The 26492-nt window shown below is 70.4% G+C and carries 25 protein-coding genes and 1 pseudogene; 10 read left to right on the top strand and 16 right to left on the bottom strand.

The window, feature by feature from the left end:
* The first annotated feature begins 73 nt into the window (after window positions 1–73).
* Both AB0H75_RS08605 and AB0H75_RS08600 read left to right on the top strand, forming a co-directional pair.
* Window positions 74–1348, top strand: coding sequence for a sensor histidine kinase (locus AB0H75_RS08605; RefSeq protein WP_367792662.1), 1275 nt, complete (start codon window positions 74–76; stop codon window positions 1346–1348).
* Window positions 1345–2013, top strand: coding sequence for a response regulator (locus AB0H75_RS08600; protein ID WP_367792659.1), 669 nt, complete (start codon window positions 1345–1347; stop codon window positions 2011–2013). The genes AB0H75_RS08605 and AB0H75_RS08600 overlap by 4 nt, the downstream gene beginning before the upstream one ends.
* 744 nt (window positions 2014–2757) lie before the next feature.
* On the opposite strand, the gene AB0H75_RS08595 is transcribed toward AB0H75_RS08600, so the two are convergent.
* Both AB0H75_RS08595 and AB0H75_RS08590 read right to left on the bottom strand, forming a co-directional pair.
* Window positions 2758–2958: a response regulator gene (locus AB0H75_RS08595; protein WP_367792657.1), complete on the bottom strand. Its 201-nt coding sequence runs from the start codon at window positions 2956–2958 to the stop codon at window positions 2758–2760.
* Window positions 2959–3237: 279 nt separating this feature from the next.
* On the bottom strand, window positions 3238–4242 hold the full coding sequence (locus AB0H75_RS08590; protein WP_367792654.1) for an alpha/beta fold hydrolase: 1005 nt from the start codon (window positions 4240–4242) through the stop codon (window positions 3238–3240).
* Window positions 4243–4322: 80 nt separating this feature from the next.
* Between AB0H75_RS08590 and AB0H75_RS08585 the strand changes: the two genes are divergently transcribed.
* On the top strand, window positions 4323–4922 hold the full coding sequence (locus AB0H75_RS08585) for a TetR/AcrR family transcriptional regulator (protein WP_367792651.1): 600 nt from the start codon (window positions 4323–4325) through the stop codon (window positions 4920–4922).
* A 388-nt stretch (window positions 4923–5310) separates the two neighbouring features.
* On the opposite strand, the gene AB0H75_RS08580 is transcribed toward AB0H75_RS08585, so the two are convergent.
* Entirely contained in the window at window positions 5311–5919 is a 609-nt protein-coding gene (locus AB0H75_RS08580) for a TetR/AcrR family transcriptional regulator (protein ID WP_367792648.1), read from the bottom strand.
* Between the two features lie 158 nt (window positions 5920–6077).
* Between AB0H75_RS08580 and AB0H75_RS08575 the strand changes: the two genes are divergently transcribed.
* Window positions 6078–6593 carry a hypothetical protein gene (locus AB0H75_RS08575; RefSeq protein ID WP_367792645.1) on the top strand — a complete coding sequence of 172 codons (516 nt, stop codon included), beginning with the start codon at window positions 6078–6080 and terminating at the stop codon, window positions 6591–6593.
* Window positions 6594–6719: 126 nt separating this feature from the next.
* On the opposite strand, the gene AB0H75_RS08570 is transcribed toward AB0H75_RS08575, so the two are convergent.
* The 3 genes and pseudogenes from AB0H75_RS08570 to AB0H75_RS08560 all read right to left on the bottom strand — a co-directional run.
* Entirely contained in the window at window positions 6720–7208 is a 489-nt protein-coding gene (locus AB0H75_RS08570; protein WP_367792642.1) for a pyridoxamine 5'-phosphate oxidase family protein, read from the bottom strand.
* Between the two features lie 335 nt (window positions 7209–7543).
* Window positions 7544–8242, bottom strand: a complete 699-nt coding sequence (locus AB0H75_RS08565) for an ABC transporter permease (protein ID WP_367792639.1) — start codon at window positions 8240–8242, stop codon at window positions 7544–7546.
* Between the two features lie 310 nt (window positions 8243–8552).
* Window positions 8553–9069: pseudogene (locus AB0H75_RS08560) on the bottom strand (ABC transporter ATP-binding protein); the annotation flags it as partial.
* A gap of 62 nt (window positions 9070–9131) precedes the next feature.
* Here AB0H75_RS08560 and AB0H75_RS08555 point away from each other — a divergent pair.
* Window positions 9132–9482 (top strand): hypothetical protein, encoded by a 351-nt coding sequence (locus tag AB0H75_RS08555; RefSeq protein ID WP_367792636.1) that lies wholly within the window; start codon window positions 9132–9134, stop codon window positions 9480–9482.
* 362 nt (window positions 9483–9844) lie between these two features.
* Here AB0H75_RS08555 and AB0H75_RS08550 read toward each other — a convergent pair whose 3' ends face one another.
* A complete protein-coding gene (locus AB0H75_RS08550; RefSeq protein WP_367792634.1) occupies window positions 9845–10144 on the bottom strand; it encodes a hypothetical protein in 300 nt (99 codons plus the stop codon).
* Window positions 10145–10185: 41 nt separating this feature from the next.
* A complete protein-coding gene (locus AB0H75_RS08545) occupies window positions 10186–11259 on the bottom strand; it encodes a serine hydrolase domain-containing protein (RefSeq protein ID WP_367792631.1) in 1074 nt (357 codons plus the stop codon).
* A gap of 242 nt (window positions 11260–11501) precedes the next feature.
* Between AB0H75_RS08545 and AB0H75_RS08540 the strand changes: the two genes are divergently transcribed.
* Together AB0H75_RS08540 and AB0H75_RS08535 are read left to right on the top strand one after the other, a co-directional pair.
* Window positions 11502–12041, top strand: coding sequence for a SigE family RNA polymerase sigma factor (locus tag AB0H75_RS08540; RefSeq protein WP_367792628.1), 540 nt, complete (start codon window positions 11502–11504; stop codon window positions 12039–12041).
* Window positions 12038–13138 carry a CU044_5270 family protein gene (locus tag AB0H75_RS08535; RefSeq protein ID WP_367792624.1) on the top strand — a complete coding sequence of 367 codons (1101 nt, stop codon included), beginning with the start codon at window positions 12038–12040 and terminating at the stop codon, window positions 13136–13138. The genes AB0H75_RS08540 and AB0H75_RS08535 overlap by 4 nt, the downstream gene beginning before the upstream one ends.
* Here the strand turns inward: AB0H75_RS08535 and AB0H75_RS08530 are convergent.
* Window positions 13135–14325, bottom strand: coding sequence for a sensor histidine kinase (locus AB0H75_RS08530; RefSeq protein ID WP_367792621.1), 1191 nt, complete (start codon window positions 14323–14325; stop codon window positions 13135–13137). The two genes, AB0H75_RS08535 and AB0H75_RS08530, sit on opposite strands and share 4 nt — an antisense overlap.
* Window positions 14316–14978, bottom strand: a complete 663-nt coding sequence (locus tag AB0H75_RS08525; protein WP_367792619.1) for a response regulator transcription factor — start codon at window positions 14976–14978, stop codon at window positions 14316–14318. Before AB0H75_RS08525 ends, AB0H75_RS08530 begins: the two co-directional genes overlap by 10 nt.
* 118 nt (window positions 14979–15096) lie before the next feature.
* On the opposite strand from AB0H75_RS08525, the gene AB0H75_RS08520 reads away from it, so the two are divergent.
* Window positions 15097–16188: a serine hydrolase domain-containing protein gene (locus AB0H75_RS08520; protein ID WP_367792616.1), complete on the top strand. Its 1092-nt coding sequence runs from the start codon at window positions 15097–15099 to the stop codon at window positions 16186–16188.
* Between the two features lie 65 nt (window positions 16189–16253).
* The gene (locus AB0H75_RS08515) at window positions 16254–17381 is read left to right on the top strand and encodes a serine hydrolase domain-containing protein (RefSeq protein ID WP_367792613.1); all 1128 of its coding nucleotides are present in this window, start codon (window positions 16254–16256) and stop codon (window positions 17379–17381) included.
* Between the two features lie 431 nt (window positions 17382–17812).
* Here AB0H75_RS08515 and AB0H75_RS08510 read toward each other — a convergent pair whose 3' ends face one another.
* On the bottom strand, window positions 17813–17977 hold the full coding sequence (locus tag AB0H75_RS08510; RefSeq protein WP_367794182.1) for a Clp protease N-terminal domain-containing protein: 165 nt from the start codon (window positions 17975–17977) through the stop codon (window positions 17813–17815).
* Window positions 17978–18484: 507 nt separating this feature from the next.
* Here AB0H75_RS08510 and AB0H75_RS08505 point away from each other — a divergent pair.
* Complete coding sequence (locus AB0H75_RS08505) at window positions 18485–19423, top strand: pentapeptide repeat-containing protein (RefSeq protein ID WP_367792610.1); 939 nt, start codon at window positions 18485–18487, stop codon at window positions 19421–19423.
* On the opposite strand, the gene AB0H75_RS08500 is transcribed toward AB0H75_RS08505, so the two are convergent.
* The 5 genes from AB0H75_RS08500 to AB0H75_RS08480 all read right to left on the bottom strand — a co-directional run bounded on the left by AB0H75_RS08500 (window position 19350) and on the right by AB0H75_RS08480 (window position 26492).
* Window positions 19350–19742 carry a hypothetical protein gene (locus AB0H75_RS08500; RefSeq protein ID WP_367792607.1) on the bottom strand — a complete coding sequence of 131 codons (393 nt, stop codon included), beginning with the start codon at window positions 19740–19742 and terminating at the stop codon, window positions 19350–19352. The genes AB0H75_RS08505 and AB0H75_RS08500 overlap by 74 nt on opposite strands.
* A gap of 210 nt (window positions 19743–19952) precedes the next feature.
* Entirely contained in the window at window positions 19953–20093 is a 141-nt protein-coding gene (locus AB0H75_RS08495) for a hypothetical protein (protein ID WP_367792604.1), read from the bottom strand.
* Window positions 20094–20167: 74 nt separating this feature from the next.
* Window positions 20168–22837 carry an ABC transporter substrate-binding protein gene (locus AB0H75_RS08490; protein ID WP_367792601.1) on the bottom strand — a complete coding sequence of 890 codons (2670 nt, stop codon included), beginning with the start codon at window positions 22835–22837 and terminating at the stop codon, window positions 20168–20170.
* Window positions 22838–23526: 689 nt separating this feature from the next.
* Window positions 23527–25581 carry an exo-alpha-sialidase gene (locus AB0H75_RS08485; RefSeq protein WP_367792598.1) on the bottom strand — a complete coding sequence of 685 codons (2055 nt, stop codon included), beginning with the start codon at window positions 25579–25581 and terminating at the stop codon, window positions 23527–23529.
* Window positions 25578–26492 (bottom strand): dihydrodipicolinate synthase family protein, encoded by a 915-nt coding sequence (locus tag AB0H75_RS08480; protein WP_367792595.1) that lies wholly within the window; start codon window positions 26490–26492, stop codon window positions 25578–25580. Before AB0H75_RS08480 ends, AB0H75_RS08485 begins: the two co-directional genes overlap by 4 nt.

The raw sequence follows: 26492 nt of genomic DNA, 5'->3' as shown, positions 1-26492 counted from the left end.
CACCCTGGGTTGTACGCAGATCTCCGACCGGGGGCGGAACCGGGCCGGGCGGCCGATCCCTATCGTTGGTCGGGTGCTCGCCCGAATCCGCGCTCGCGTCCACGCCTCCACGGCGCGCCCCAGCGTGTCGAAAGACGTCATCCTGCTCGCGCCGCTGCTGCCGCTGTGCGTGATCCAGGTGGCGTACGCCGGCTCGTCGGCGCCGCTGTGGGCGGTGCTTGCTCTGCACGCTGCCCTGCTCGCGCCGCTGCTGCGACTGCGGCGCGACCCGCTCGCCGTCTTCGCGGTCACGGCGGCGGTGAGCTTCGCGCAGTGGGCCGCGGGCATCGACCTGCTGGCCGCCAACCTGAGCGTGCTCATCGCGATGTACCGGGTCGCCGCGTGGCGTCGGCTGCCCTGGGCCGTCGCCGCGGGCGCGGTCGCCGAGCTGGGCGTCCTGCTCCTGGTGGCGCGGCCGGGCGCGCCGCTGGGGGTGCTGGTCAAGGAGTACGCGGCGTTCTCCGTGTTCGTGGTCGCGATCTGGATCGCCGGGATCCACGCCGCCACGCGCCGCCAGTACGTGGCGAGCCTGGTGGAGCGGGCCGAGCAGGCCGAGCGGGAACGGGGCCAGCAGGCCGTCATCACGGCCGCCGCCGAGCGGACGCGCATCGCGCGCGAGCTGCACGACGTGGTCGCCCACCACGTGAGCGTCATCGTGCTGCACGCCGAGGGCGCCGGGTACGCGGTTGCGAGCGAGCCCGCGCTGGCCCAGGACGCGCTGGCGACCATCGCCACGACCGGCCGACAGGCGCTGGCCGAGATGCGGCGGCTGGTGAGCGTGCTGCGCGACGAGTCCGGCGCGGGTGAGCCGCGTACTCCCCAGCCCGGCCTGTCGCGGCTCGGCGAGCTCGTCGAACGCTCCCGCGCGTCCGGGCTGCCGGCCGTCCTCACCGTTCACGGGACGCCCCAGGATCTGTCCCAGGGGCAGGAGCTGGCGGTCTATCGGATCGTCCAGGAGGCGTTGACCAACGCGCTCAAGCACGGCGGGCCCGGCACGCGCGCCCAGGTCGAGCTCCGCTTCGGCCCCGGCGAGGTCGCGCTCGACGTCACCGACGACGGCCGGGGCGCGGCCACGCTGACGACCGGGAGCGGCCACGGGCTGACCGGCATGCGCGAGAGGGCGGCGATGTATGGCGGGACGGTCGAGGCGGCGCCCCTGCCCGGCGGCGGCTTCCGCGTGTCGGCCCGCCTCCCTGCCGCGCGGGACGATGTCTCGGAGAGGGGCGGGGAGGGCGCGCGGGCTCGCGACTTCGGAGGTGTCCGGGAGGGCGCGGGGCCTCTGAGCGGCGTGTGCGAGGCGGCGTCGTGATTCGGATCGTGCTGGTGGACGACCAGGAGCTCGTCCGGGCCGGGTTGCGGCTCATCCTGCGCTCCCAGCCGGAGGTCGAGCTGGTCGGTGAGGCCGCGGACGGCGCGGCGGCGGTCGAGAAGGTGCGCGCGGTCGAGGCCGACGTGGTGCTCATGGACGTGCGCATGCCGGGGATGGACGGCGTCGAGGCGACTCGCCGCATCCGCTCCGGCGCCACGGCGGCGACGCCGAAGGTGCTCATCCTGACGACGTTCGACCTGGACGAGTACGCCTTCGCCGCGATCAGGGCGGGCGCCTCGGGCTTCCTGCTCAAGGATGCTCCGGCGGCGGACCTGTTCAGCGCCGTCCGGTCGGTGCACGCGGGCGATGCCGTGGTGGCGCCCAGCACGACGCGCCGCATGCTGGAGCGGTTCGCCGTGCATCTGCCGGACGGCACACCGCGGCCGGACGCGGACGGGCTCACCGCGCGCGAACGCGAGGTGCTCCTCCACGTGGCGCGCGGCCTGTCCAACCCGGAGATCGCCGCGGAGCTCGGCTTGGCCGAGGCGACGGTGAAGACGCACGTCAACCGGATCCTGGCCAAGCTAGAGCTGCGCGGGCGCGCCCAGGCCGTCGTCTACGCCTACGAGAGCGGATTCGTCACCCCGGACCGCCCGCCGGGCTGACGCGCCTGGCTGTCACGGGCGGCGGGATCGGCCGTGCCACCGCCTGTTGGGTGAGCGGTAACGCCCAGGATGTGCACGCGTCGCGTTTCCATCTCCATCACGAACAACACGCACAGGCGCTTCAAGAAGACCGTGTCGACGTGGAAGAAGTCGCAGGCGAGCGATCCTTTCGCCTGCAGTCGCAGAAACGTCCGCCAAGAGGTGTCGAAGCTTCGTGGCGCCGACCGGTGCCTGCGTGAACGTAGGATCCGATACACGGTCGCTTCACCCACATGCACGCCGAGTCGAACCAGCTCACCATGTACTCGCCGGTACCCCACCTCGGGTTCTCGCGCGCCAGGCGGAGAACCAGATCCCGAACCTCTTTGCTTGTTCCGGGACGGCCGGCGCGGTGTGGGTAGGCCCACGAGCGTTTGATCAAACGACGATGCCAGGCCAGGAGGGTGCGGGGGTTACGAGCCGATGTGTTCGCAGCACCGACGGCAGGAAGCGGGCCAACGCCGCCAAGAGCGCCCGGTCGGTCCGGTCCGGCCTTGGCCGAACGACCTGACGCTCTAACACGGCAACCTCATGTCGGAGGACCATGATCTCGACATCCTTGGACGCCTGACCACGCCCCAGCAACACCAACCAGCCGAACACCCGAATCAAGGTCAGATACAGCAGACGAACCGGCACGGACCCGCGATCTTGCCCTTGGGGCCTACGGAGGTCAAAGCCGCAGATCAAGCACCACGCGATGAGTTATGAACCAGTACAGGTCTCCTCGCCGGCGTGGGCGGTGAGGAGGATGACCGGCAGTGCGGCGAGGTTCGGGTCGGCGCGGACGGTGCGCAGCAGCGCGAAACCATCCAGGCCGGGCATCCTCACATCGGAGAGCAGCAGGTCGGGCTGCTGGTGGCGGATCAGCGCCAGGGCCTGAGCCACGTCGGCGGTGGTGGTCACCCGCCGGCCGGGGCGGGCAGCCGGGGCTGGTAACCGGGCCTCGACCAGGGGCGGGGCCATCCCCGCGTGCGCGGGAGCACAGGACGGCAGCGGCGGCCGGCATGAGCGATCCGGCCGAGGGGAAGCGAGAGCCTGCGTGGTGGCAGGCCGGCCGTAGTCGTAGCCTGCCCTCCGCCCTGCACCTGGCAGTTCGGGGGTCTGCGCACCCGCGCAGGACGGGGGCAACTGGTGCCACGTTCGTTGACGGCACCCCTATGTGTCTGGACCGGCGTGATCGTGTCAGCTCGCGGCCAGGAACGCGGCGAGGTCGGCGGCGATCTCGTCCGGGTGTTCGCCGTTGATCGCGTGCGAGGCGCCGGGGTAGACCTTCACCGTCCCCGATCGCAGCACGCGCTCGGCGACCCCTCGGGAGGACCCGGCATCGTGCATCACCGAGTCGCCCGCCAGGATCGCCAGCACCGGGATCTTCAGCTCGCCCAGCGCGTCCTCGCCGATGCGCGCGGGTTGCGGCAGACGCAGGGTGTAGTTCCTCATCCCGGACTCGATCATGTCCGCCACCGGCACGTCCGCCACCGGCGCGCCGCCCGCCGTGTAGGAGTTGAACGAGTCGCGCCAGGACTTCGGCAGCCACGGCACGGAGGCGGGGATCGCGCGGATCGCCGTGCCGGCGGGGATGTCGGAGAAGGTGTACACCGGGTCGATCAGCGTCAGGGTGGCGACGTGCGCCGGTCGGCGGACGGCCAGGTTGGCCGCCGTCCATCCGCCGATCGACAGGCCGACCACGTGGAAGGACTTCTCGGGCAGCTGTGCGAGCACCTCGTCCAGCCATGCCGCCTGGTCCGCGTCGGAGGTGATCGGCACCTCCTGCACGCTCCTGCCCGGCTCGCCCAGCAGGTCGATCGTGTAGACGTCGCCGACCTTGAGCAGGGAGGGAAGGTTGCCGGCCCAGACCGGTGACGCCGATGCCCTGCCGGGCAGGAGTACCAGCGGCTCGGCGCGCTCCGGTTGGCCCTCGTACCGGTAGACGCGCACGATGCCGAAGCCGGTGCGTACGTCGATCGTGCTCGCCGCCCGGGGCATGGCCGCCATCGCCTTGTCGTACGCGGCCAGGTAGTCCGCCTGGCCCTGGGTGCTGTTCCAATGCCCGACGGGCGACGGCGCGCGCAGGGCGAAGGTGAGGGCCACGGCGGCGACGGCGACGGCACCGCCCGCGATCTTCAGCACCCGGCGGCGACGTGCCTTGCGCCGGTGCCTGACCTCTGCCTGCTCGATGTCATCACTCATCGGAACCTCCGCACTGAACACAGGTCAATTTTTTGACCGATGTTCAGAAGCATACGCGGCGATGCGGTACGGTCGGGACCATGGCAGCACGGCGTACCGCATCGGACAGCAGCGACAGGCAGCTCAGCCTCATCGAACGGGCGCGTCGCGATCAGATCATCCAGATCACGATCGACCTCGTCGCCGAGCACGGATACGCCGCCGCCTCGCTGACGCGCATCGCGCAGACCGCCGGGATCACCAAGGGTGCCGTGCTGTACCACTTCGCCTCCAAGGACGCGGTCGTGGCGGCGGCCCACGAACGCGTCCTCGGCGAACTCGTGGCCGCCGTCGGCGCGGCGGTCGACACGGTTCCGGCCGAACAGGCCCCGGCCGCGTACGTACGACGGATGGTCGGGCACCTCACCGAACGCCCCGACCACATCCGCATGATCATGGGTTCGGTGATCATCGGCGACGTCTCCGACGCGTCGGCCCGCTGGAAACCCCTCGCGTCCCTCCTCCATGACGCCCGCCAGGCCCGCGGCCTGCCCCCGGGCCCCGACCTGCGCACGCTCGCCGTCCTCACAGGCGGGGCGATCGACGGCATCATCGGAGCGCACATGCAGGATGGCGACTTCGACGCCCGGGACGCGGCGGAAACGCTCATTGCGATGCTGGAAGGCGCGCTGTTCGCATGAGGCGGGCTGGTCCACGGTGCTGTCATGGCCGATGATCGGCTGGTCGTCACGTTCGCCGGGTACGAGGAGGAGGCCACGCGGCCAGGACGTCAGCGCCGTTGGATCCAGCCATGTCGATCACCGTTCCTCCCTCCTGATGGGGACGGCGTGAGAACAGCGGCGGAGTCGTCGGCTGCTACGGCACGAAGGGCAGGGCCACGTCAAAGGGTGCCTCATCACCCTGCTCGCCGCCCCGGCCATCGGTGTGCTCAACCCGCCTTCCGGCAGGCGGAGCCCGGCACGCGGTCGAGGACGGGACTGGGTGGACAGCGGATTCGTCTTCACCGATGAGATGAGGCGACCGCTGCTCTCCCGATGGGGTCTCGTGTCGAGATGGTCACGTTCGCGTTCAGGAGCATGGCTGGTCGTCGCTCGGCGGAAGTGGCAGCAGGCAGGTCAGTACGGTGGTCAACGCTCGTTCGACGGTCTCGGCGTCGACCGCGTCGGGATCGGCGATGTGCTCGTTGACCAGGCCGTTGGTCAGGCAGTGCATGATGAGCGCGGCTTGGTCGAGATCGACGGCGGGGTGGACGCCGGTACGCTCGGCGATCTCGGCGATCTCGGCGATCTCGGCGATCTCGGCGATCGAGCGGGCGGCCCCTTCGCGCTGGGCCCGGCGCGTCGGGGTGAGAACCTGTCTGGTCTGCTCGTCGCGGGCCGCGCGGGCCGCGAACTCCAGGCCGAGGTGCCCGCGGCCACTGTCCGCCACGATTCGCCGGGTGACCAGCGACGCCACCCGGCCGATCACCGCGGGAAGGTCGTCGAGGTCGTGGATCTCCTCCCGTACGGCGGCCAGCTCGGTTTCGGCGCCGCCGCCGAGGATGGCGCCGAACAGTTCCTGCTTGCCGCCGAAGTTGGAGCAGACGGCCCCCTTGGTGAAACCGGCGCTGGCCGCGATGTCCTCGATGCGGGCGTCGTCCTCGATGCGGGCGTCGGCGTAGCCGCGTTCGGCGAACACCCGTGCCGCCTCGGCCGGCAGCCGGCGGCGTACCTCCTCGCGCGGCGGGCGCCAGAACTACATCGACTGGTTGCGCGACCTGGGCATCCTGTTCCTGTTCCCGTACCACACCGCGCGGGTGTTCAACGACGGTGCCTCGTTCTACGTCAAGGGCGGGGGTGAACACCTCTTCCACCGTGCTGGTAATCGTGCCGCCGCAGGCGTACTACGTCCTGCGGTTCCACCGTGGCTACGAGGGGTCCTACGCCGGTTTCCTGTGGAGGTACTTCACTGACTTCTCCGACTGGTCGGAGTACGCGGGCGGGATCTCGCCGGCGCATCTGCGGTTCATCCTGTTCCTCTTCCTCATCTCGGCCGCGCTCGCCCGGCCGATGCTGGCCCTGGCCCTGGTCAGGCGGGGATACGCGCCAAGATGGCTGCGGCAGCCCCTGCCGGCTCTGCTGCCCGTCGCGTTGCTGACCGCCTTGTCGTACCTGCCGGAGGTGGGCGGCAAGAACATCCTCGTCTTCGCGGCCTACTTCATGCTGGGTTTCCTCGTCGCCACCGACGATTCGATCATGGAGATGGTCGAGCGGTGGCGGGGACTGTTCCTGGCGCCGGCGGTATGCGGGGCCGCGAGGTTCTTCTGCTCGGCTACGGCAGGCGGTGCCTCAAAGGCGGGTCGTTCGCGCTGAGCCTGATCACCTACGAGCCCGCGAGGCGCTGGGGCCTCACCAGATTCGGCCTCGGCCTCGGCCGCCGGAAGCCATCGGTCGTCGCCGGATCCGGCTCAGCGGACGGCGGCTGGGTGGGCAGAAGCGTCAACTGATCAGGGGGCCGTCCAAGGCCGTTCCGTAGAGGTGTGCCACTCGGAGCCTGATGATCAGGCGCCGGTCTCGCACCATCTGCTCGAAGAACTCCGTTTCGTCCGTCGAGCTGATGGTCCCGAACAGTGACAGCAGCTCCTGGCCGATGGCGTCGCCTGGCCGCGTGGTGACTTCGGAGACCTCGGCCTCGCCCTCGGCTACGGCATAGGAGAGAACGGTCTCGCCCTGCACCTGGAACGTCGCGCGCGGGTCCTTGAGGAGGTGGCGCGCCTTGATCCGGCCGGCGACCGACGGGATCCGGATGATCCGCTCCTGCGGGTCCCACGCGTAGACCATCGAGGCCAGGTGCGGCTGACCGTTGCGCTTCAGAGTGGCCAGCACGCCGAATCGCTGCCCGCCGAGCAGCCGAGTCGCCTCCTCCTCGGTGAGCGCGCGGGGGCTGGGTCCCTGGCCGGGACGGAATCCGGCGGTGTTGTCGGTCATGTTCGATCAAGCCCTCTCTGTGATCAATAGAATGGATGATAGCAGATGATACCGTTGTAGATAATCTTTTTATGATCTAATGCCGGTCGGCGGCGGAGGCGCTTGCAGGGTCGTTCCACCCGATCTCGCCGACCCGTCCGATCCACGACTTCGAGCCGATCTTCAACGCGCCCTCGCCGGGATCCACCGCTCCCTCGTCAGGCAATCGGCGGGGCGCGTCGAGCACAGCCCCCGAGGACGAGGTCCTGACCCTCATGGCGCGACGGACCGGCACCGTTCTGGCGCGAACGTCGCGATCGCGGTCGAGAGGACAAAGGGGCTCGCCAAGGGGACGTTCATGAATGATCAGGCTTGGGCGCCTGAAACGGGCTGGACCAGCGCTCTATGGTGTGGCCAGGGCTTCTGCCGGGGACAGCCGGGAGGCGCGGATGGCCGGGTGGAGGCCGGCGATGGCGCCGATGAGCAGGGTCGCCGTGAGCCCGCCGATTGTGGCCCAGGCCGGGACGATCGGCGGCCAGCGCATCGGACGGGCGGGAGACGTCCACCTCATTCGGCGCCTCCGGGTTGGCCGTGCCCGCCAGCACTTGGCGAACGTCCTCCAGCTTGGCCTCCTCCGAGCGGGTGTAGAGGGTGGTGGGGTGGCCGTCGAAACCGAGCCGTGACTCCGCCACCGGCCAGCCGACCAGGACACCGCTGTCCAGCTCGGTGGCCGGCGCCACGGGCTCCAGGATGCCGATGACCGTGAAGCGGATGCCGCCGACGACGATCTGGGTGTCCGGGTCCGCCGTGCCGATGCCGAGCCGCCGCGCGGTGGAGGCCCCGATCACGGCGGCCGGGTAACGCTTGGTGGCCGCGTTCAGCCAGGTGCCGCTGCTCAGGATCGCGCCGACGGTGGCGGGCAGGTCGAGGCGGGCGGCGTAGGCGTTGAGCCCGTTCGTCGCGGCCTTCGGGATCTGCTCGGAGCGGTAGACCCTGGCCTCGCCGACCTTGCCGATGGACGAGACCGCCTCCACCGGCCCGATCCGCTCGACCACGGCCTTCGGCGTCCACGGACAGCTGGGCCGCCTCGCCCGAGCTCGTGGAACCGGCCGAAAGGGTGAGCAGGTTCGTGCCCAGCGCCGACGACTGGCGGTCGAGCCCGGCGCCCGACGACGAGGAGAGGCCGACCACGCCGACCATGGCCGCGATGCCGATGGCGAGCCCAGCGCGGACAGAAGCGCCCGCAGCGGACGCGTCCGCAGGCCGACCGCGCCGACGCGTATGACGTCGCGTGGCCGCATTCTGGCCGGGGCCGGCCGAGGCCGCTGGACTGTCGTCATCCCGTCACCCCTGAGTTCATCGGCCCAGACACAGGATGGTGGTGCCGGCCGCGCTCAGCTCGTGCAGCAGCTCCATCACGCCGGCGCCGGAGACGGAGTCGAGGGCGCCGGCGGGCTCGTCGGCCAGCGGCAGCGGTGGGTCGCCCGCCACGGCTCTGGCGATGGCGGCGCGCTGGCGTTCCCCGCCCGACAGCTCGTGCGGCTCGTGGTCCATGCGGTGCTCCAGCCCCACCCGTTTGAGCGCGGCGGCGGCGTGGCGGCGGCGCTCGGGCCTGCTGATGCCGGTGTAGACGAGGCCGCCGGCCACGTTGTCCAGCGCCGAGACCCTTGGCCGCCAGGTGGAAGGACTGGAACACGAACCCGATCGTGGTCGCGCGCAGCGCCGAGAGCTGGTTGTCCGACAGCTTCGACACGTCGTACCCATCGATCTGGACGGTCCCCGACGACGGCCGGTCGAGCGTGCCGACCACGTCGAGCATGGTGGACTTGCCGGACCCGGACGGGCCGACGATCGCGATCAGCTCGCCGTGGTCGATCCGCAGCGACGGAGACCTCGACCTTGCCCCCGGCGAACAGCCCCGTCTTGACGGCGATGTGGCGGGACGTGCCGCCCTCGACGACCTGCAGGCCGAACCCGCCCTCCCGCAGCGCCACCAGCGCCGCCACCGGCATCGGCACCGGCACCGTCAGCACGTTCTTGCGCGGCGACGCCGTGAACGTCACGTCCACCGAAGCCTTGTCCAGGCCCTTGGCCGGCCTGGCGTTCCCGATGGAGACCAGTGCCTCCACCCGCGTGTCCGGCTCGTCCTGGCCCTCGCCGGGCACGATGACCGTGGCCATCTCGGTGACCTTGCCGGTCACGCGCCTGCCGTCCGGCAGGATGACCTGGACCTCGGCGCCCTTCCTGGCCATCCGCTGGTCCTCGGCCTCGACGTCCACCGTGAAGCCGTCGTAGCCGAGCTTGCGCAGGTTGTGCTCCAGGTTCTCGACGTCCTTGCCCTCCACACCGATCTTCAGGTCGCGGTAGGCGGGCGTGTCGCCGTACAGGAGCGTGATGGGGCTGTTGTCGAGCCGGTACAGCGATCTGCCGCGGGTGACCGTTGCGCCGCTGCCGGGCAGCCACGTGATCGTGCCGGGCTGACGGGCCACGGCCCCGAGGTCACCGGGCCGTAGCCGAGCTCGCCGTCGGCGTCCCTGGTGCCGTTCAGGGTCTGCCCGGTCACCGTCGTGGTGGCCGGGGGCATGACCGCGGCCGATCGGGTGGCGCCACCGGCTCTGTCGTGCCGTCGATGGTGACCCTGTCCACCACTGGCGCCATCATGAGCCTCCCGGGCTGGCGGCGGCCGACTCCTTCTGGCACTTCTCCTCGCCGGACTTGAGGTCCGGGTCCTCGGCGGCCTCCTGGGTGATGCGCATCATGCTGCCCTCGGGGTCGGAGTAGGACTCCACGCCGTTGTCGCGCATGCACGGGGCGAACTTCAGCGCCTTGTCCTGCGCATCCGCGCTCGGCGGCGCGCCTGCCGCGGTCTGCTTGCCGGGGCCGGAGCCGCAGCCGGTCAACATCAGGGGGAACGTGATCGGCGCCGTGAGCAGCACGCCGAGGATCCGTCGTCTCATGGACGCTCTCCTTGCCGGATGAAAGGGCGGATGACCTGCGGTCATCGGCCGGGGCAGAGGACGGCTCCGGCGGCCTGCTTCATGGCGTCGCCGACGGCCATGGCCTGCTCGTTGTCGATCTTCAGCGTGGCGGCCATCGCGAGCTGGGTCCGGCCGTCGGCCGAGGAGAAGGTGACGGAGCTGATCCCGGGCAGGCCGCCCGAGGCCGAGGAGACCGTTCCGCCGCACAGCTCGGGGAAGGGCCGCGGCAGCTGCTTCGACAGCTCCGACGGCACCAGCTTGCCCTGGTTGAGCGCGCGGAAGAAGGCGCTGACGTCGTGCGCGGTGGAGATCGCTCCTTCGACGCCGTAGCTGGTGGCGTTGAGCCGGTCGACGTCGCGCGGCCTGCCGTTGGCGTCGGGGTAGTAGCCGTGCCCGTGCGGGCCCTTGATCTGGTCGGACACCTTGGTGGCCAGATAGGTGTGCTTCATGCCGAGCGGGGCGAACAACCGCCGCTCGAACTCGGCGGCCCGGTCGTGGCCGGTCACCTTCTCGATGATCATGCCGAGGAGCACGTAGTTGGTGGTGGCGTAGCGGTATTGCCCGAGTTCGCCCTGAGGAAGGGCGCGCGCGGCCTTGACCAGGTCGATGGGCTTGTAGGGGGTGGTGAAGTCGAAGACGTCGAACTTCCCGGCTTCGCCGGAGTCGGGGATGCCGGAGGTGTGCCGGATCAGGTCCCGCACGGTGATCTTGTCATCCCCCTCCCCGTACACCCCGGGCAGGACGTCGCCGAGCTTGTCGTCCAGGCCGAGCCTGCCCTCCCCGGCCAGTTGCAGGACGACTGCGGCCTCCATGAGCTTGGTCTGTGACGCGATCCGGTAACGCGAACCCGGGGGGATGCGCCCGCCCCTGCCGCCGATCAGGCGTGTCCCCGCGCTCGCCTGGCCCTTCCGCCTGCCGTCGACGTACAGCTCGCCGACGACGCCCACCACGCCGTCGGTCCTGGCCACGTTGTCGATCGCCTGCTGGATGTCTGCGGGCTTCACCTGGCCGGCGGCGTTGGCCGGCGTCTGGAGGCTCGACGCCAGCAAGGCGAAGGCCAGCCCGGTCATGCCGGCCGCTCGTGCAAGGCTCATTTCCTGCGATCCTCTCTACGGGAACGACGAGGTGATCACATCTATCGACCGGCACGTATCGGCGGGCGATCGGCGCGCCATATGTGGTCCATATGCGGGTGCCTGCGACACTCCCCGCGGGCAGGTCGTCCCGGGCCGGGACCCGCCGCACGGGCGCGACGACCAAGCGGTGCCGCCGAGCGCACGCCCACTTCATCAACGAAGTGACGCAACCTCCTGGGGAGCTTGTGCATGTAGGTGATATGAAATCCGAGATCATCCATCCCCCACCCGGTGTTCCGGGCGGCGAGGCCTCGGCCGACGCGGTCGTCACCGAGTTGTTCCTCGCCCACCGCCTCGCGCTCGTGCGCCTGGCGTTCCTGCTGGTGGGTGACCAGGAGAGCGCCGAGGACGTGGTGCAGGACGCGTTCGCCGCGGTGTATCGCAGGTGGAGCCGGTTGTCCGACCGCGGGCAGGTGTTGCCGTACCTGCGGGCGGCCGTGGTCAACGGATGCCGGATGGTGCTGCGCCGCAGGACGATCATCGGGCGGTTCCGCGGCCATCGCGAGGTGCCCTTCTGGTCGGCGGAGGCGGCGGCGCTGCTGGGGGAGACCCGCCGGCAGGTGTTCCTGGCCGTGCGGGCTCTGCCGCGACGCCAGCGCGAGGTGCTGGTGCTGCGGTTCTACCTCGACCTGCCGGAGGCGGAGATCGCCCAGGTGATGGGGGTCAGCCGCGGAACGGTCAAATCGACGGCATCGCGGGCGCTGAAGGCGCTCGCCGCGACACTGCAGGAGGAGCGATGACCCGCGACGTTGAAGACCGGCTCCGTGACGCCTTTGCCGCAGGAGCGGAACTGGTGTCCCCACAGAGCCTGAAAGCCACCGGAACTCCTGCCGCCGTCCGACCGCGCAGAGGCGTGCGAGGGCTGCCGGTGCTGGCGGCCGCCTCCGTCGCGGTGGTACTCGGGGCGGTCGCGATCGTCCCCTCACTGCTGGGTTCCTCCGCAGCCCCGCCTGGGGGCTCCGCCGAGGCTCCGACGAGGTTCACCGCGGTCGTGGACGCGCTGGCGCGGCGGGCCGAGCAGCCGCGTGCGTACTGGCGCAGCGAGTCGGAGACGCTGACGTGGGGGCGGCCGGCCAAGCAGGCGTACAACATCGAGGACAGCGTCCGCCGGGTCTTCTGGTCGACTCCCCGCGGCCCCGCCGTGGAGACCACGCCGCTCTACACCCGGCCCGACACGGCCGCCGACGAGCGGAAATGGCGTGCCGCGGGCGCGCCCGACCTGTGCGGCTTCCAGGTGGGCTGCGAAGGCGTACGGGACCGGCGCGGCCGGGCGGACTACCACTTCCCGAAGGGCTTCGAGATCGGCGGTGTGTCCCTGACCCGTGCCCAGTTCCTCGCGCTGCCGCAGGACCCGCGGCGGCTGGAAGCGGAGCTGCTGCGGCTGCAGGCCCCCACGCACCAGGAATCCACCGGTCCCAGCGGTTCCTTCGTCAAGCAGTACTCGGAGCAGGACACGCTGTGGCTGATGGGCGAGGGAATACTCATGAACACGCCTGCACCGCCCGCCGTGCGGGCCGCCGCCTTGCGCATGATGGCCGCGTTGCCGGGCGCGCGGACCGTGGACCAGGCCAGGGACGCCGACGGGCGAACCGGCATGGCCATCGTCCGTAAGGTCGATCGGGACCCGCTGGAACGGCGGCTGGTGATCGATCGCTCCAGCGGCGACGTGCTCGGCACGACGACCCTGGTGGCCGGGCCACTGCCCGAGAGCGCCGGCCTGGAGGTCGGGGACATGGCGGCCGCGCAGGTGGTCAGGGCACTCGGCTGGACCGGCGACGGGCCCCGGCTGCCCGAAGGATGCGTCCAGCAGGCCGGGAAGACCTGTGTCGGCTCTTAGCGGGCCGTCCGCGTGAGGGGTGTCGAGTCGTGCGTGCGTTCACGTGCGGCCAGGTCGATGGTGATGTCGAGGCCGCCGCCCGGGCGGGCGGTGATCGCGAGGTTCCCCTGATGGGCTTGGGTGATCGCGCGCACGATGGACAGCCCCAGGCCCAGGCCGGGGCTGTCGGCGCGGACACGGGTCAGGTGCCCGCGCACGAACGGTTCCAGCAGCGTCCGCACCGCCTCGGGCACGATCTCCCGGCCGGTGTTGCCGATCCGCAGCACGGCGCGCGCGCCCGCTGTGCACGTCTCGACGACGATGTGCCCGCCGGTGTGGTTGTGGCGCAGCGCGTTGTCGACCAGGTTGCCGACCAGGCGTTCCAGCAGGACGGGCTCGCCGGTCACCGGTGCCGGCCGCAGCCTCGCGCGTACGGCGATGCCGGCGGCCGCCGCTCGCTCCTGGGCGGCGTCGAGGGCTTCGGCCGTGATGGCGGCCAGGTCGGCCGCCTCTCGCGGGCCGGCTCCGGCCTGGCTGCGGGCCAGCAGCAGCAGCCCGTCCAGGACGCGCTGCATGTGCTCGACGGCGTCGCGCACGTCGCCGGCCATCGCCAGCAACTCCTCCCGGCTGGGCCGGCCGTCCAGGGTGACGTCGATCGCGGTACGCGCGGTGGTCAGCGGCGTGCGCAGCTCGTGGGCGGCGTTGGCGGTGAACAGCCGCTGGCCGTCCAGGGCGCGGTCGCGCTCGGCGACGCCGCGCTGGATGCGGTCCAGCATGTCGTTGACCGTGCCGGCCAGCGCCGACAGCTCGTCGGCCGGGGCGGTGACCGGCACTCGTTCGGTGAGGTTCTCGGCCGACAGCCGCCGGGCGGCCGAGGAGATCACCCGGATCGGCCGCAGCACCCGGCCGGCCACCAGCCAGGCCAGCACGGCGGCCAGGGCGGTCACCACGGCGAGCGCCAGCCCAGCCTGGGGGAGCAGCGCGGATAGGGTGTCGGCCTGCACCCGGTCGGCCAGCTCGCGCAGGTCCTGCGGCTGCGGCACCAGCCGCAGGGTGCCCTGCGCGTCGGGGCCGTCCGGGTCCAGGTGGGTGACCAGCGCGGGACGCCGCTTCATCAGCAGGTAGGTCAGCCCGGTCAGCGCGGCGCCGGCGGCCAGGACGAGGGCGGTCTGCAGGACGGCGAGCCGGGCGCGGGCGGTCAGCCGCACGGGCCGATCCGGTAGCCGGCGCCGGTGACGGTCTCGATCAGCGGCGGGTCGCCGAGCTTGCGGCGCAGCGTGCCGACGGTGATCCGGACCGCGTTGGTGAACGGGTCGGCGTACTCGTCCCACACCTTCTCCAGCAACGTCTCCGCACTGACCACGTCGCCGCCGGCGGCCAGCAACTGCCGCAGCACGCCGAACTCCTTGGGCGTCAGCCGCAGCAGCCGGCCGTCCCGCTCGGCGCTGCGACGGGCCGGGTCCAGCATCACGCCGCCCGCGCGCAGCACCGGCGGGCGGGCCGGCGCGCTGCGCCTGATGAGCGCGTGCACGCGGGCGACCAGCTCGGAGAAGGCGAACGGCTTGCCCAGGTAGTCGTCGGCGCCCAGCATCAGCCCGCCGACCCGGTCCTCCACGGCGTCGGACGCGGTCAGCATCAGCACCCGCGACTCGCCCCGCTGGACGAGGCGGCGACAGACCTGGTCACCGTGCACCTCCGGCAGATCCCGGTCCAGCACGACCACCTCGTACGGGGTCAGCTCGCACTTGTCCAGCGCGCTGCGGCCGTCGAGGGCGACGTCCACGGTGAAACCGTGCTTGCGCAGCCCGGCCTCGACGTAACGGGCGAGGGGCTGCTCGTCTTCGACCAGGAGCACACGCATCCGCGCAGTATCGCAACGTCCACATATGGACCACGTATGGTCCACCGATCGCCCGCCGATACGCGCCGACCGGTAGATGTGATCAGCCTCGCCATTCCCCTAGAGAGGATCACAGGAAATGAGCCGTGCACGAGCGGCCGGCATGACCGGCCTGGCCTCGGCCATGCTGGCGCTGGGTCTCCCCACCTCCGCCACCGCCGCTGTCGAGACCAGGCCGGCAGACGTCCAGCAGGCGATGCAGCGCCTCGCGAAGATCGACGGCGTGGTGGGGGCCATCGGCGAGTTGTACGCCGACGGCCGGCGCAAGGGCCAGGGCAGCGCGGGGACCCGCCTGCTCGACGGCAAGGGCGGACACATTCCCGCGGCTTCCCGTTACCGGGCCGGGTCCCAGACCAAGCTCATGACGGCCACCGTGGTCCTGCAACTGGTCAAGGAGGGCAAACTCCGCCTGGAGGACACGCTGGCCGCCGTTCTGCCCCAGGTGGCGCGGCAGGATCTGGTCGAGCGGGCCGGCGAGATCACCGTCCAGCAGCTGCTTCGCCACAGCTCCGGCGTCCCCGACTTCTTCACCTCCGGGAAGTTCGACGACGCCTTCGACTTCACGACCTACTACGCCCCGATCGACCTGGTGAAGGCATCCCGCGAGGTCCCCCGCACCGGCGAGCCGGGCGCGGGGTTCGCCTACTCCAACACCAACTACGTGCTCCTCGGCCTGATCGTCGAGAAGGTGACCGGCCGCAGCCTGTCCGCCGAGCTGGAACGGCGTCTTTTCGTACCGCTGGGGATGAAACACACCTATCTGACCACCAAACCTCCTCAGGGAATCAAGGGCCCGCACGGGCACGGCTACCACCCCGACGCCAAGGGCAGGCCGCGCGACGTCGACCGGCAGAACGCGAGCTTCGGCGGCGCGGCCGGAGGAGTGGTCTCCACCTCCGGCGACCTCAGCTCCTTCTATCGCGCGCTCAACCAGGGCCGACTGCTGCCGGCAGACCTGCAGAAGGCGGTCGGACAGCTGCGGCCCGATCTGTGCGGCGGGACGGTCGCGGCGGCCGCGGGCAGCGGCCCCGGCTTCCTGGCCGTGACCTACACCTCCGCCGACGGCCGGACCCAGCTCGCGGTATCCACCACCTTGAAGATCGACAACCGGCAGGCCATGCCCGTCAACGACGCCATGAACAAGGCCGCCGCGAGCGTGCTCTGTCCCTAGCAGGGCCGCGGTGGCGACAGCGCGATGCAGCCCCCTGTCCAGGCACTATCGAAAGGAACATCCCCGTGGATGTCAGCCGCAGGACTTTTGCCGGCGGAGCGTTGCTGGCGGCGCTCGCCGCCACGGGACGGCCGGTCGCGCAGGCGGCCGCTGCTCCCTCACGAGAAGACTGGCGTGCCTTTCATGCCTACCTGAAGGACCTGACCGCAGCCGGGAAGTTCTCGGGAGCCGTCCTGGTGGCCAAGAACGGCCGGACGATCATGTACAACGCCTACGGCATGGCCGACAAGGCCAGGAAGGAGATCAACACCACGCGGACGCGGTTCTGCATCGGCTCCATGGGCAAGATGATCACCGGCGTCGCCGTCGCCCAGCTCGTCCAGCAAGGCAAGGTCGCCTTCCAGGACACGATCGGCACACACGTCAAGGGGTTCCCGGACGAGATCGCCGACACGGTGACCGTCCACCACCTCCTCACCCACACCTCGGGTCTGGGTGAGATTCCGGGAAACGACCATGCGCAGACCGACGTGGACGTCCTGATGAAGGAGATCGTCAAGCAGCCGCTGACGTCGAAGCCCGGCACGAAGATGCAGTACAGCAACGCCGGCTACATCGTCCTGGGCGCGATCATCGAGCAGGTGAGCAAGCAGGACTACGCCGGCTACGTCCGCAAGCACATCCTGACGCCCGCGCGGATGCACGAGACCTCCCTCGGCCCCTGGACGCCCGCCAAGGTCAGGCACATGGCTCATCCCTACGCGCTGTTCGACGCGAGCGGCCGGTGGGTCGGCATGCCGACGATGGACGGCACCACACCGAAGGGCGAGCTACGCGACCTCGGCGACCAGCCCGACGGGGCGTCGCCCGCCGGCGGCGCCATCTCCACCGTGGGCGACATGCTCAACTTCGCCCAGGCCCTGCAAGGACACCGGCTGCTCAACGCCAAGCTCACCCGGACCGTCATGGAAGGCAAGGTGCAAGGCCTGAACAAGGACAGCAAGTACGCCTACGGCTTCAGCGACGAACTGCGGGACGGCGTGCGCGTGGTCGGCCACAACGGCGGCATCCCCGGCTACTGGAGCGAGCTGGACATGTTTCCCACCAAGGGTTACACCATCGTCATCCTCACCAACCAGGACCTCGCCCTCTTCGAGCCACTCAGGAAGGCCAGAACCCTCATAACGGGCTGACGCCACCGAATTTCGCCACCACTCCTATGCAAGTGACTCATCCACCCTTGCCGAGGAGGCACGATGCCCAAGGTACGTAAGCTGTTCATCGCCCTGACGACCGCAGTCAGCCTGGCGGTGCTTCAAGCCGTTCTGCTCAACAACTCCTCCTCCTGATCAGGGTCACATCCACGGATGTGGTGGACGAATCGACGTCGACGTCGCCGCCGAATTGAACGCCAGACCAAGAAAACGCTCGACTGGGATACCCCAGCCGAGCGTCTCGCCATGCTTCTCGCAACCAGTAACTAAAACCCGCTTTCAAGGGCGAGAACTGGGTTCTGGCCCACCTTTCGTGATCGGCATGGCTCTGCCGGACAGATGATCACAATTTGCTCGTTTCTCCAGGCAGGGCGGCCTGCCTGGAGATCGCTGACGTCCCGAAGGGCACGTCAGCGAGGGTTGTGGTAGCGGCTGAGCACCCCCACGGCATTCAGCCGATCGACGATCTCGGTTCTGGTGGGGTTGTAAGAGATCCCCACGTCGGGGAGCCCGAGCAGCAGGTGTTCGGTGCCGAGCGCGCTGCGCCCGTGGGATCGGGCATGCTCGCGTGCCAGATCGACGACGTCGCGCGCCTGGCCGCTGAACCCGTCTCGACCACGGTCTCATCCTCCCGGGCGGCGTCCTACGCACCCCGCCGGGAACCGTGTCCGCCGAGGAAGACTCTCATGAGGAACAGGAACGCTGATCCGGTGGACCTTGTCCTCTTCGCCGGGTGGCGCAGGCACCTGCGGCTCGGAGCGGGCGGGACGTCGACCGCCTCTGGTCTGGGGCCTATGCGCTGTCGGCGGTCTGCGCGGGCACAGTTGTCGCCTTGAAACCACCCCGGTCGGCTTCATGTCCGCCCACGTGGGCCGATCCTCTGGCTTCGGCTGGGGTTCCGTACTTCCTGCAACTCGAGGAACAGGAAACCCCAGTCGGCTCGCTCTGCTGGGCGTGCTGTGACGATCACCTCCCCCGCTACCTCGCCTCCCGGCCCCGGCGCTGAATCATTGCCAGGATGGCAGTCCGGGTTTCTTGGAGGCCCTGGTTTGTCGGTGTCGGATGCGAGACTCCGCACATGAATGTCCTTCTTTCAGGCGGCCGGCGTGAACACCTTTGAGCGGTTCACCCTCGAGCCGACGCACGAGGAGTGGCGAAGCGCGAGGGTCGCTCGCGGGCAGCTCCGTGACCAGCGCTTCCAGTTGCCCACCGGTGTGACCGATGTGATCTTCGACCGCGCGCGGCTGGTGAACGTCGACTTCACCGAGACGCGGTTCGTCGGCTTCAACGCCTACGGCAGCGATTTCGACGGATGCGACTTCTCCGGCACCGCCTTCGAGCAGCCGTTGATGGGCAGCACCGGCACGGGCATCGGCGGACAGGAGTGGGACGGCGCCACGTGGCCGCAGACCGTCTTTCGCGACTGCACCTTCCGCCGTACCCGTTTTGCGCAGCAGACCTTCTTCGGCAACGTGCGGTTCGAGCGGTGTGTGTTCGATCGATCCCGGCTGCGGAACCAGACGTCCACCTTCGAGGCCGAGTTCGTCGAGTGCGTCTTTCTCGGTCGCGTGCGGAGCATGAACTTCTGGGGCCGCCCGGCGGGCCGCGACCAGGCCGTGCTCGGCAGGGATCACAACGACTTCACCGGCAACGACTTCACCGATGCCGAGCTCGATGACGTCTCCTTCCGCCACATCGACCTGCGGGCCCAGCGCTTTCCCGGCCTGCCCGGCTGTGCGCTTCTCGACCGGATCATCGAACGGGTAAGGGCGGTGCTGCCGCTGGTCGACAGCTGGCCGGAGGCACGGCACCGCGAGGAGGCCCGCTCCGCGCTGGAGTTCCTCGCCGGCACGGCCCGCGAATGGAACGACGATCAGGCCCTGGTGAGCCCGGCGCGGTTGGGCCGCAAGCTGCCGCCCGCGCTGCGGGAAGAGCTGTTCGCCGCGTTCAGACGCACGACCAGCGATACATCCCCTGATCGAGCCGCCTCGCCTCGCGGGCCAGGTCCCGCAGGGCGGTGATCCGTTGGACCTCGTACTCCTCGAGCAGTTCGTCATCGGCGTATTCGCGCAGCCGCGCATCGTCCACATCGGCGAGCGCGGCGACGGTCTCCGGCGCCATCCGCTCCACGCCCGCCGTCTCGCCGTCGTCCACGACGTCCTCGCTGTCGCCGAACTCGCTGAGGTCACGCCCGCTGATCTCAGCGACCAGCGTGTCGAGCTCGTCGATCCAGCCCTTGCAGTCGACATAGGGCAAGTTGATGGCTTCTGGCCCGCCGAGCAGAGCCTGCCGGGCCAGCTGCTCGGATTCCGCGGTGAAGTAATCGACCAAGACACCCATGGCCGATCACCTTATCGATCAAGCCCGTATCGGCACAGAGGCCATTCCCGGCCTGCTCGAGTTCCGTTTCGAGCTGCTGACTGCCGGTCGCTTCGGTACAGGTGGCGGACCTTTCCGGATGACAGCGGCCACGACATACTGGCTCCAAAGGCCATGGACGAACGTCTGCCCGCTCAGGCCCACCACCAGCCCGGCCGCCTGCGTCCTGGCTCAGGTGTCCTTGATCTGCTGGTGCAACAGCCCGGTGGAGGCGTGATCGAGCTCGCCGGCCGCGCGCGCGACGACGAAGTCCTCATGCAGACCGATCGAAACGGTGAACCGCTCGGCAGCTCCGCCGTCATCGTCACTCATGGATCATCATCCTTGAGCCTCACCCCGCAGCACGCAACCCGAGACCGCCCTGAAGGCAGACCGGAACCCCATGATCACGGCGACCCGGTCCCGCTGGACGGATGTCGCACGTGGGCGTTCTGACGCGCCGCACCGTCGGGTTCATCGGCGTCAGGCAGGGAAGAGCACAGCGGCTCATCCGCGGCCCGGTCCTGGTCGAGGCGTCCGCACAGCACCTCGGGCGCCGCGCGATCCCGCACCCTCATCATGGCGATCGCCTTGTCCAGAGGGATATGAGGCTCCGCGGCCGAGAACCTGAGCACGCCACCGGATCCGGTCAGCTTGGGTGCTCGCGAGGGGCGGGCAAGCTGGTACAGGACGTCACCGCGGTTGGGCAGCACTTCTTGCTCTCCGTCAACGCCATCGATCCAGTAGGCGGCGCTGGCTGCCTGGTAGACGACGTTGGCGGCGTCGTAGGTGAGGATGAGCTTGTCATCGGGGAGGCCGTCGTAGGCGGCGCTGCGCTGCAGCTTGCTGATGAAGCCGGTGGCCGAGGCGGGCGACCACCAATGCCGGCTCGCCAGCGACACGTAGTAGACCTCGACCTGTCGCAGGTCGTTGATGTCGTTGTGGTGACCGCTGACCATGTTGACGACGTCGTCGGAGGCGATGACTTTCACCTTGCCGCAGGCATGGCTCTCGAGCGCGAGCAGGAAGGGGCGGAACTCCAGTGCCCGGCCCGCGTAGATGATCACGCCCGGGTGTAAGTCGCATGCCTGCCGCGCGGCGGTGGACAGGCCGCCCGCCTGATTGGAGTAGCGGATTCGCGCCTTGACCTCGATGTTCTGCTGCTGGAGCGCGCGATCGAAGTCGTTGGCGAGGTTGCGGGTGTAATTGTCGGAGGCCGACCCGTCCTCGATGATGACCGAGGATGGGTGGGCGGCGTCGTGCAGGAGCTTGAGGCGGGCGTAACGGGCGCCCAGCGCCGCCTCGCGGCGGTTCTTCGGGGCCACGGTGAAGTAGTAGGGCGACGGGCTGACACTCTCGCCGGGCTTGCCGGGGTTGTTGATGTGGCCCAGCGTGTCGGCGGTCGCGGTACTGGTCACCATCGGGATCTTCGCCCGGTGCAGCACGTCGATGGCTTGGCTGACACCGACCACGCTGGCATGCATGCCCACGACGGCCAGCACGTGCGGGTCCTGTTCGGCCAATTCGGTGACGAGCCGGGCCGCCTTCTGCGCATGCTCGAAATTGTCGCCGGCGTTCGCCAACAGCACGCGCAACCGGGGGGTGGCGGCGACCCCCGCCTGCACTTCCTTGATCGCCATGAGCTCGGCCAGTGCAATGGAGACATGGGGATCGTCGGCGCCCCGATCCTTGAACGAGAACTCGCCGATCAGGACCACGCTGACGTACCGTCCGAAACTGGTCGCGGAATCATTGTTCCTGCCGATGTCCTCCATCAGCGTCCTCACCCCACCGGTGAACGAGGGGTCGAGCTCGGCGTCGGTCGCGTTCACGATGCCGACGCACTCGCCTTCCACCCGCTCGACCCACGGCAGGCCGCCGCAGTGCAGCTCCATGTCCCATTGGACACCGAAGACCGCCGCGATCGGGGCGGCCACCAGCAGCATGATCACTGCCCAGTACGCCCAGGCCCGCATACCGCGCGGTGGAGGCGGGCGGTACTGCGGGCCGTACGACGGAGGATCAGACGCCTCGACGACCAGGCGCAGGTCAGGAACCGCCCTCCTGACCGTGCTCCGCCAGCCGTCGACCGCTTCGTCCAGCCGGCCAAGCCGCTCCGGCACCGCCTGCGGCCGAGGAGGAATCTCCAGCACGGACGCCAGCACCACGACCGGGGCGAGCAGGTGAGCCTGCTGGGTAACTTCCTCGACCAGCTGCAGGAATCGCGCGTTGGTCCCGGAGGGGTTGTTCACTTCGAGGGCCAGGAGCGCGTAGCGCCCCCGTCCCCAGCTCGGCCACGGGATGAGCCACTTCTTGTACGCGTCCCGCAGGTCCTGCATCAACGCCTGCACCAGCACACGCTCGAACACGGCTACCGGTGCATCCGCCAGGCGCAGTGCATACTGCGCGAGCCTCTCGAACCGCTTCCGGCGCAACGCGGACGTCGTACGCAGCCAGCGCATGAACAGCGAACCCCGGATCGACAACACGCCTTGGGCCCCGGTGCCGGCCAGCGCCACTAGGGCGCCCAGCAGCCAGGGCAGCACGCCCACCAGATCAGAGGCACCGCCCACCCACCAGACCGCCAAGGTGCCCACTGGAACCCAGGTGGTGGCCGCGCGCGTGAGAAAATCGGCCGTGGTCCACACACCGCGCCCGCTGCCGCTGGTGCGCCTGTGCCAGCTTCTCAGCCGGATCTTGAACTCCCGGTATCCGGTGTGCGACCGCGGCTCGGGCGGCCACACACCACCGCTCTCCGGCGGCAGGTTGCGCTGCTCTCTGGCCCACAGCACGAACTGGGCGACCGGAAAACGTGGCGGCGGCAGGAGCGACCCGCCGACCGGCTTGCCGAGTTGGCCGTGCTCACCGGCCAGCGACTCGACCAGGTCCTGGATGGACTCGTGTTCGCCGTCCTGGACGAAGGCGTAGGGAAGACTGTCCGCGAACGGTTCGGCAAGCGCCTTGACCGCGGCGAGCGCATGCTCGCCGGTCACCAGCACCATGGGGAGCGGCGGATCGGCGCGCCAGAACGCGGGCCGACGGACCAACCTTTCGATGACATCTCTCAGATCGGCCACCCGAACGCCCCTTCCGCCGTCCGCCCGGCACGTGGCAGGGGCGCCCATATCCACGGTAACTTCAAAGCGTACTTGTCCCGCTACTTTTGGTGCCCGCTGTCTGGCATGAAATCTGGTCGCCCGAGGAGCTCGGGCATCGACATCCACCGGGCGCCACCCGGGTCCGGCACGCCTGGCTGCGGCTGGCGGTCGGGCAGCACCTCGATCTCGGGCGGGTCCAGCCGCGCGCCGGTGTGCTCCGGAGTTGAGACCGGCAGGAGTCGTTGATCGAGTGATCGGTATTCGTTGGGTTGCTCGTTCAGGCGATCACTGTCAGGGGCACCTGCCGGGCGCGTTTGCCCTTCGTCCCCTGGTCCATCAGGCCGCCCGGCCCGGGCGTCGTCTGCCGGCGCACCGTCCAGGTCCAGGTGCCGAGGTCGAGGTCGCCGGCCCGTACGCCGGAGACCTCCCCGATACGGGCAGCGGTGCAGGCGGCGAACGATGAGGCCGTCCCGGAGCGCCTGCTCGATGACCCGGGCCAGGATGGCGAGGCTGTTCTTGATCGTTGGGCGGCTGCACCCGTCGGCTGATGACAGGGCCGCCGAGGCCGCGGACACGATCCATGCCGCCACGGTCGAGCTGTTGCGGTGACGTCATGCCATCCCTGATCACCTGGCCTGCGCCCGGCCCGGGCGGGGAAGCGGATCGCGTCAGCTCCGGCGCGAGAAGCGGACGGCGTCCGCGACGACGTAGCCGCTCGCGGTGTCGCTGAGCTCGACCGCGCCGCCGATGCCCGCCGCGAAGTCGAACGTGCCCAGCGACACCCACTCGCCGCCGCGGGCGTCGGGCGTGCCGCGGACGGTCTGGTCCACCGCGACGGGGGTGCTGCCTCCGGCGTGGTGGACGACGTACGTGGCGGTGCGGGAGCGGTTCGAGGCGGCGGTGTAGGAGACCTTCACCTCGTAGCGGGCGGCGGCCGGAAGGGCCGGGCGCCAGCGGACCGTGGCGGTGCCGTCGCCGGGCGCGTGGGAGGCGTAGTTGCCGCCGTAGAAACCGGCCACGCCGGTGCCCAAGGCCCAGGTGCCGGAGACCACCGTGTAGCCGAGCGCCCCGTTGTCGACGGTGATGTCGTCGTTGACGTCGGCCCGGGCCGGGGCCTGGATGAGGCTCAGCTCGTCCAGGGAGACGGCCTGCCCGCCGCCGCGGCCCGCGCCGGCCAAGGTGAACCGCACGGTGTGCCGGCCGGGGGCCAGCCGCATCGTGCCGAGAAGCAGGACGTCGTAGCCTTCCGCGTGCTCCGAGGTCGTGTCGATGACGTGGTTGCGGGGGTTCGTGCCGTCCACGGTCACGTCGACCAGGCCGCCGTCGGGGGAGCGGTAGTAGCGCAGGAGGAGGTCGTACTCCGCGCGCCGGGGGACGGCGACCCGGTACTCCAGGTGGTCGCCCACGGCGGCCGGGGTGAAGACCACGCGGGCGCCGCCGCGGGCCGTCGCTTCCTTGACGACCGCGACAGAGCCGTTCGAGGGCCGCACGCCGGCCAGGCGGGCGAGGTCGACGGCCTGCTCGCTGATGCGCGGGCCGCTCGCCGTGCTGTCGCGTCCCTGGGTGAGCCATTCCAGGTTGAAGCGGCAGACGTTCACCTTGAGCGGGAAGCTGGCGATGTCGCCGTCGCAGCCGTAGATGAGGAGGATGGTGCCGTCGGACAGCCGGGCGAGGTCGGAGTAGTAGGAGCGACCGGGGTTGACGACCCGGTTGTAGCGGAAGGAGTGGCCGTCGTCGTAGCTGACCGAGACGGTCATGTTGGCGCGCACCGGCGCGTCCGGGCGGCTGAACAGGACGCGGTCCCTGGAGTAGCCGAGCAGGCCCGCGTCCACCGCGTTGAACTGCCCGGTCGAGCCGTCCAGCTTCGGCGGCGACCAGGTGAGGCCGCGGTCGTGGCTGACCGAGATGATCCGCTGCCGGTTGCCGCCTGCGGCCGCCCGGCCGTTGACGAGCACGGACCCGTCGGCGCGCTGCACGAGCCGGGCCTCGTTGACGGGGTAGTCGGCGGAGACCGGCACCGCGCCGGTGGCCTGCCAGGTGCGTCCGTGGTCGTCGCTGTAGACGGACGCGATCCCGTACATCCGCTCGGCCACGCTGTTGCCGACGATGACGCGCCGGTGGGCGACGTTCATCAGCAGCCGCCCGTTGTCGAGCTGGATGCCGTGGCCGGGGCCGGGGGAGTGCAGCGCCCACTCGTAGCCGAAGCGGGCGAACAGGTCGTCGAGCACGCGCGGCCGGCCCCAGGTGAGGCCGCCGTCGGTGCTGGAGATCACGTGCAGGCTGCCGGTGTCGCCGGAGCAGGAGGTGTTCTCCGGCAGGCGCGCCGACAGGTTGTAGAACAGGAACACCTCGCCCGTGGTGCGGTCGTGGACGAGCGCGGGGTTGCCCCACGACTGCCCGTCGACCGACGGCACCACGACCTGCGTCGGGCTCCACGTCCTGCCCTGGTCGGTGCTGCGGCGCAGCAGCAGGTCACGCGGGCCCGCGTCGCAGACCTCGTGGCGGCCTTCGCAGAAGGCGAGGACCGTGTCGTCCCGCAGCACGGTGAACCCGTGCACGTGGTAGTTGGCCAGCGTTCCCGTCGAGGAGTCCCACAGGGTGGTCTCCTCGAAGAACGGCTCGGCGCGTCCGGTCGCGGCGGCCGGCGCGGCGGTGCCGGCCAGGGTGGCGCCGGCGACGATTCCCAGCGTGAAGGCCCTGCGGCCGATGACGGGGTCGATCATGTGGTGCTCCCGGGGTCGGTGAGGAGGTGGGGGGCCAGCGGTTCCACGACGCGGGCGAGCTCCTCGATCTCGTCCGGCGTGCAGGCAGCCAGGGGCGGGGCGGAGTGCGGCGGGCACAGCCCGCGTGTCGCCAGGAGTGCTTTGACGGACGGCACGCCGGGGCGTACCGCGTGGATGCGGGTGAGGCGGGTGGTGAGGTCCTGCAGCCGGTCGAGCTCGGCACCGTCGTCGCGAGCGGCGAGCAGGTCCAGGGCCAGGCGCGGCGCGAGGTTGGCGGTGCCGGGCGTGATGCCGTGGGCGCCGGCCCGCAGCGCGTCGGCCAGGCGCCGCTCGTCGCCCTGGCTCACCTGGAAGCCGGGCCGGCGGCGGGCCGCCGCGATCAGCTGGGCCAGCAGGCCCGGATCGCCGGACGAGTCCTTGATGCCGACCACGTGCGGCAGGCCGGTCAGGGCCGCCACGACCGCCGGGGTGAGCGGCGTGGCGTAGCGCGGCGCGTTGTACGCCACGACGGGCAGTCCCTGCCCGGCCATGGCCGCGTAGTGGGCGACGACCTCGTCGTCACGGTGCCGGAAGTACGTCGGCGGGCTGAGCACGAGCGCGTCGGCCCCGGCCGCGGCGGCGTCCTCGGCCCGCCGCCGGGCCTCGTCGGTGCCCGCGGCGGTGACGTTCACCAGGATCGACCCGCCGGGCACGAGATCACGCCAGCGGCCGGTCACTCCGGCGACGAACGCGCCCGCCCGCTCCGCCGGGATCAGCGGGCCCTCGCCGTTGCTGCCGAGCAGCATCAGCCGCCGCACCCCGGCGCGTGCCATGGCCCGGAGCAGCGGCTCCCCGGCGTCCGCCGACGGCAGGCCGGGCTCGCTCATGGGGGTGACCAGCGGGACGACGAGCCCGTCGAGCAGTCCTGCCAC

The organism is Nonomuraea sp. NPDC050783 (assembly GCF_040802095.1).
Classification (GTDB): domain Bacteria; phylum Actinomycetota; class Actinomycetes; order Streptosporangiales; family Streptosporangiaceae; genus Nonomuraea.
Note: the sequence above shows the minus strand (reverse complement) of the source record. Positions and strands in the feature narration are given on the sequence as shown.

Coding starts and splice junctions, on each gene's coding strand:
- AB0H75_RS08505 (WP_367792610.1), top strand. CDS start 18,485: ATGTCCTTCTTTCAGGCGGCCGGCGTGAACACCTTTGAGCGGTTCACC.
- AB0H75_RS08525 (WP_367792619.1), bottom strand. CDS start 14,978: ATGCGTGTGCTCCTGGTCGAAGACGAGCAGCCCCTCGCCCGTTACGTC.
- AB0H75_RS08545 (WP_367792631.1), bottom strand. CDS start 11,259: ATGAGCCTTGCACGAGCGGCCGGCATGACCGGGCTGGCCTTCGCCTTG.
- AB0H75_RS08550 (WP_367792634.1), bottom strand. CDS start 10,144: ATGAGACGACGGATCCTCGGCGTGCTGCTCACGGCGCCGATCACGTTC.
- AB0H75_RS08590 (WP_367792654.1), bottom strand. CDS start 4,242: ATGAGTGATGACATCGAGCAGGCAGAGGTCAGGCACCGGCGCAAGGCA.
- AB0H75_RS08540 (WP_367792628.1), top strand. CDS start 11,502: ATGAAATCCGAGATCATCCATCCCCCACCCGGTGTTCCGGGCGGCGAG.
- AB0H75_RS08585 (WP_367792651.1), top strand. CDS start 4,323: ATGGCAGCACGGCGTACCGCATCGGACAGCAGCGACAGGCAGCTCAGC.
- AB0H75_RS08495 (WP_367792604.1), bottom strand. CDS start 20,093: ATGAGTGACGATGACGGCGGAGCTGCCGAGCGGTTCACCGTTTCGATC.
- AB0H75_RS08500 (WP_367792607.1), bottom strand. CDS start 19,742: ATGGGTGTCTTGGTCGATTACTTCACCGCGGAATCCGAGCAGCTGGCC.
- AB0H75_RS08535 (WP_367792624.1), top strand. CDS start 12,038: ATGACCCGCGACGTTGAAGACCGGCTCCGTGACGCCTTTGCCGCAGGA.
- AB0H75_RS08520 (WP_367792616.1), top strand. CDS start 15,097: ATGAGCCGTGCACGAGCGGCCGGCATGACCGGCCTGGCCTCGGCCATG.
- AB0H75_RS08570 (WP_367792642.1), bottom strand. CDS start 7,208: ATGACCGACAACACCGCCGGATTCCGTCCCGGCCAGGGACCCAGCCCC.
- AB0H75_RS08485 (WP_367792598.1), bottom strand. CDS start 25,581: ATGATCGACCCCGTCATCGGCCGCAGGGCCTTCACGCTGGGAATCGTC.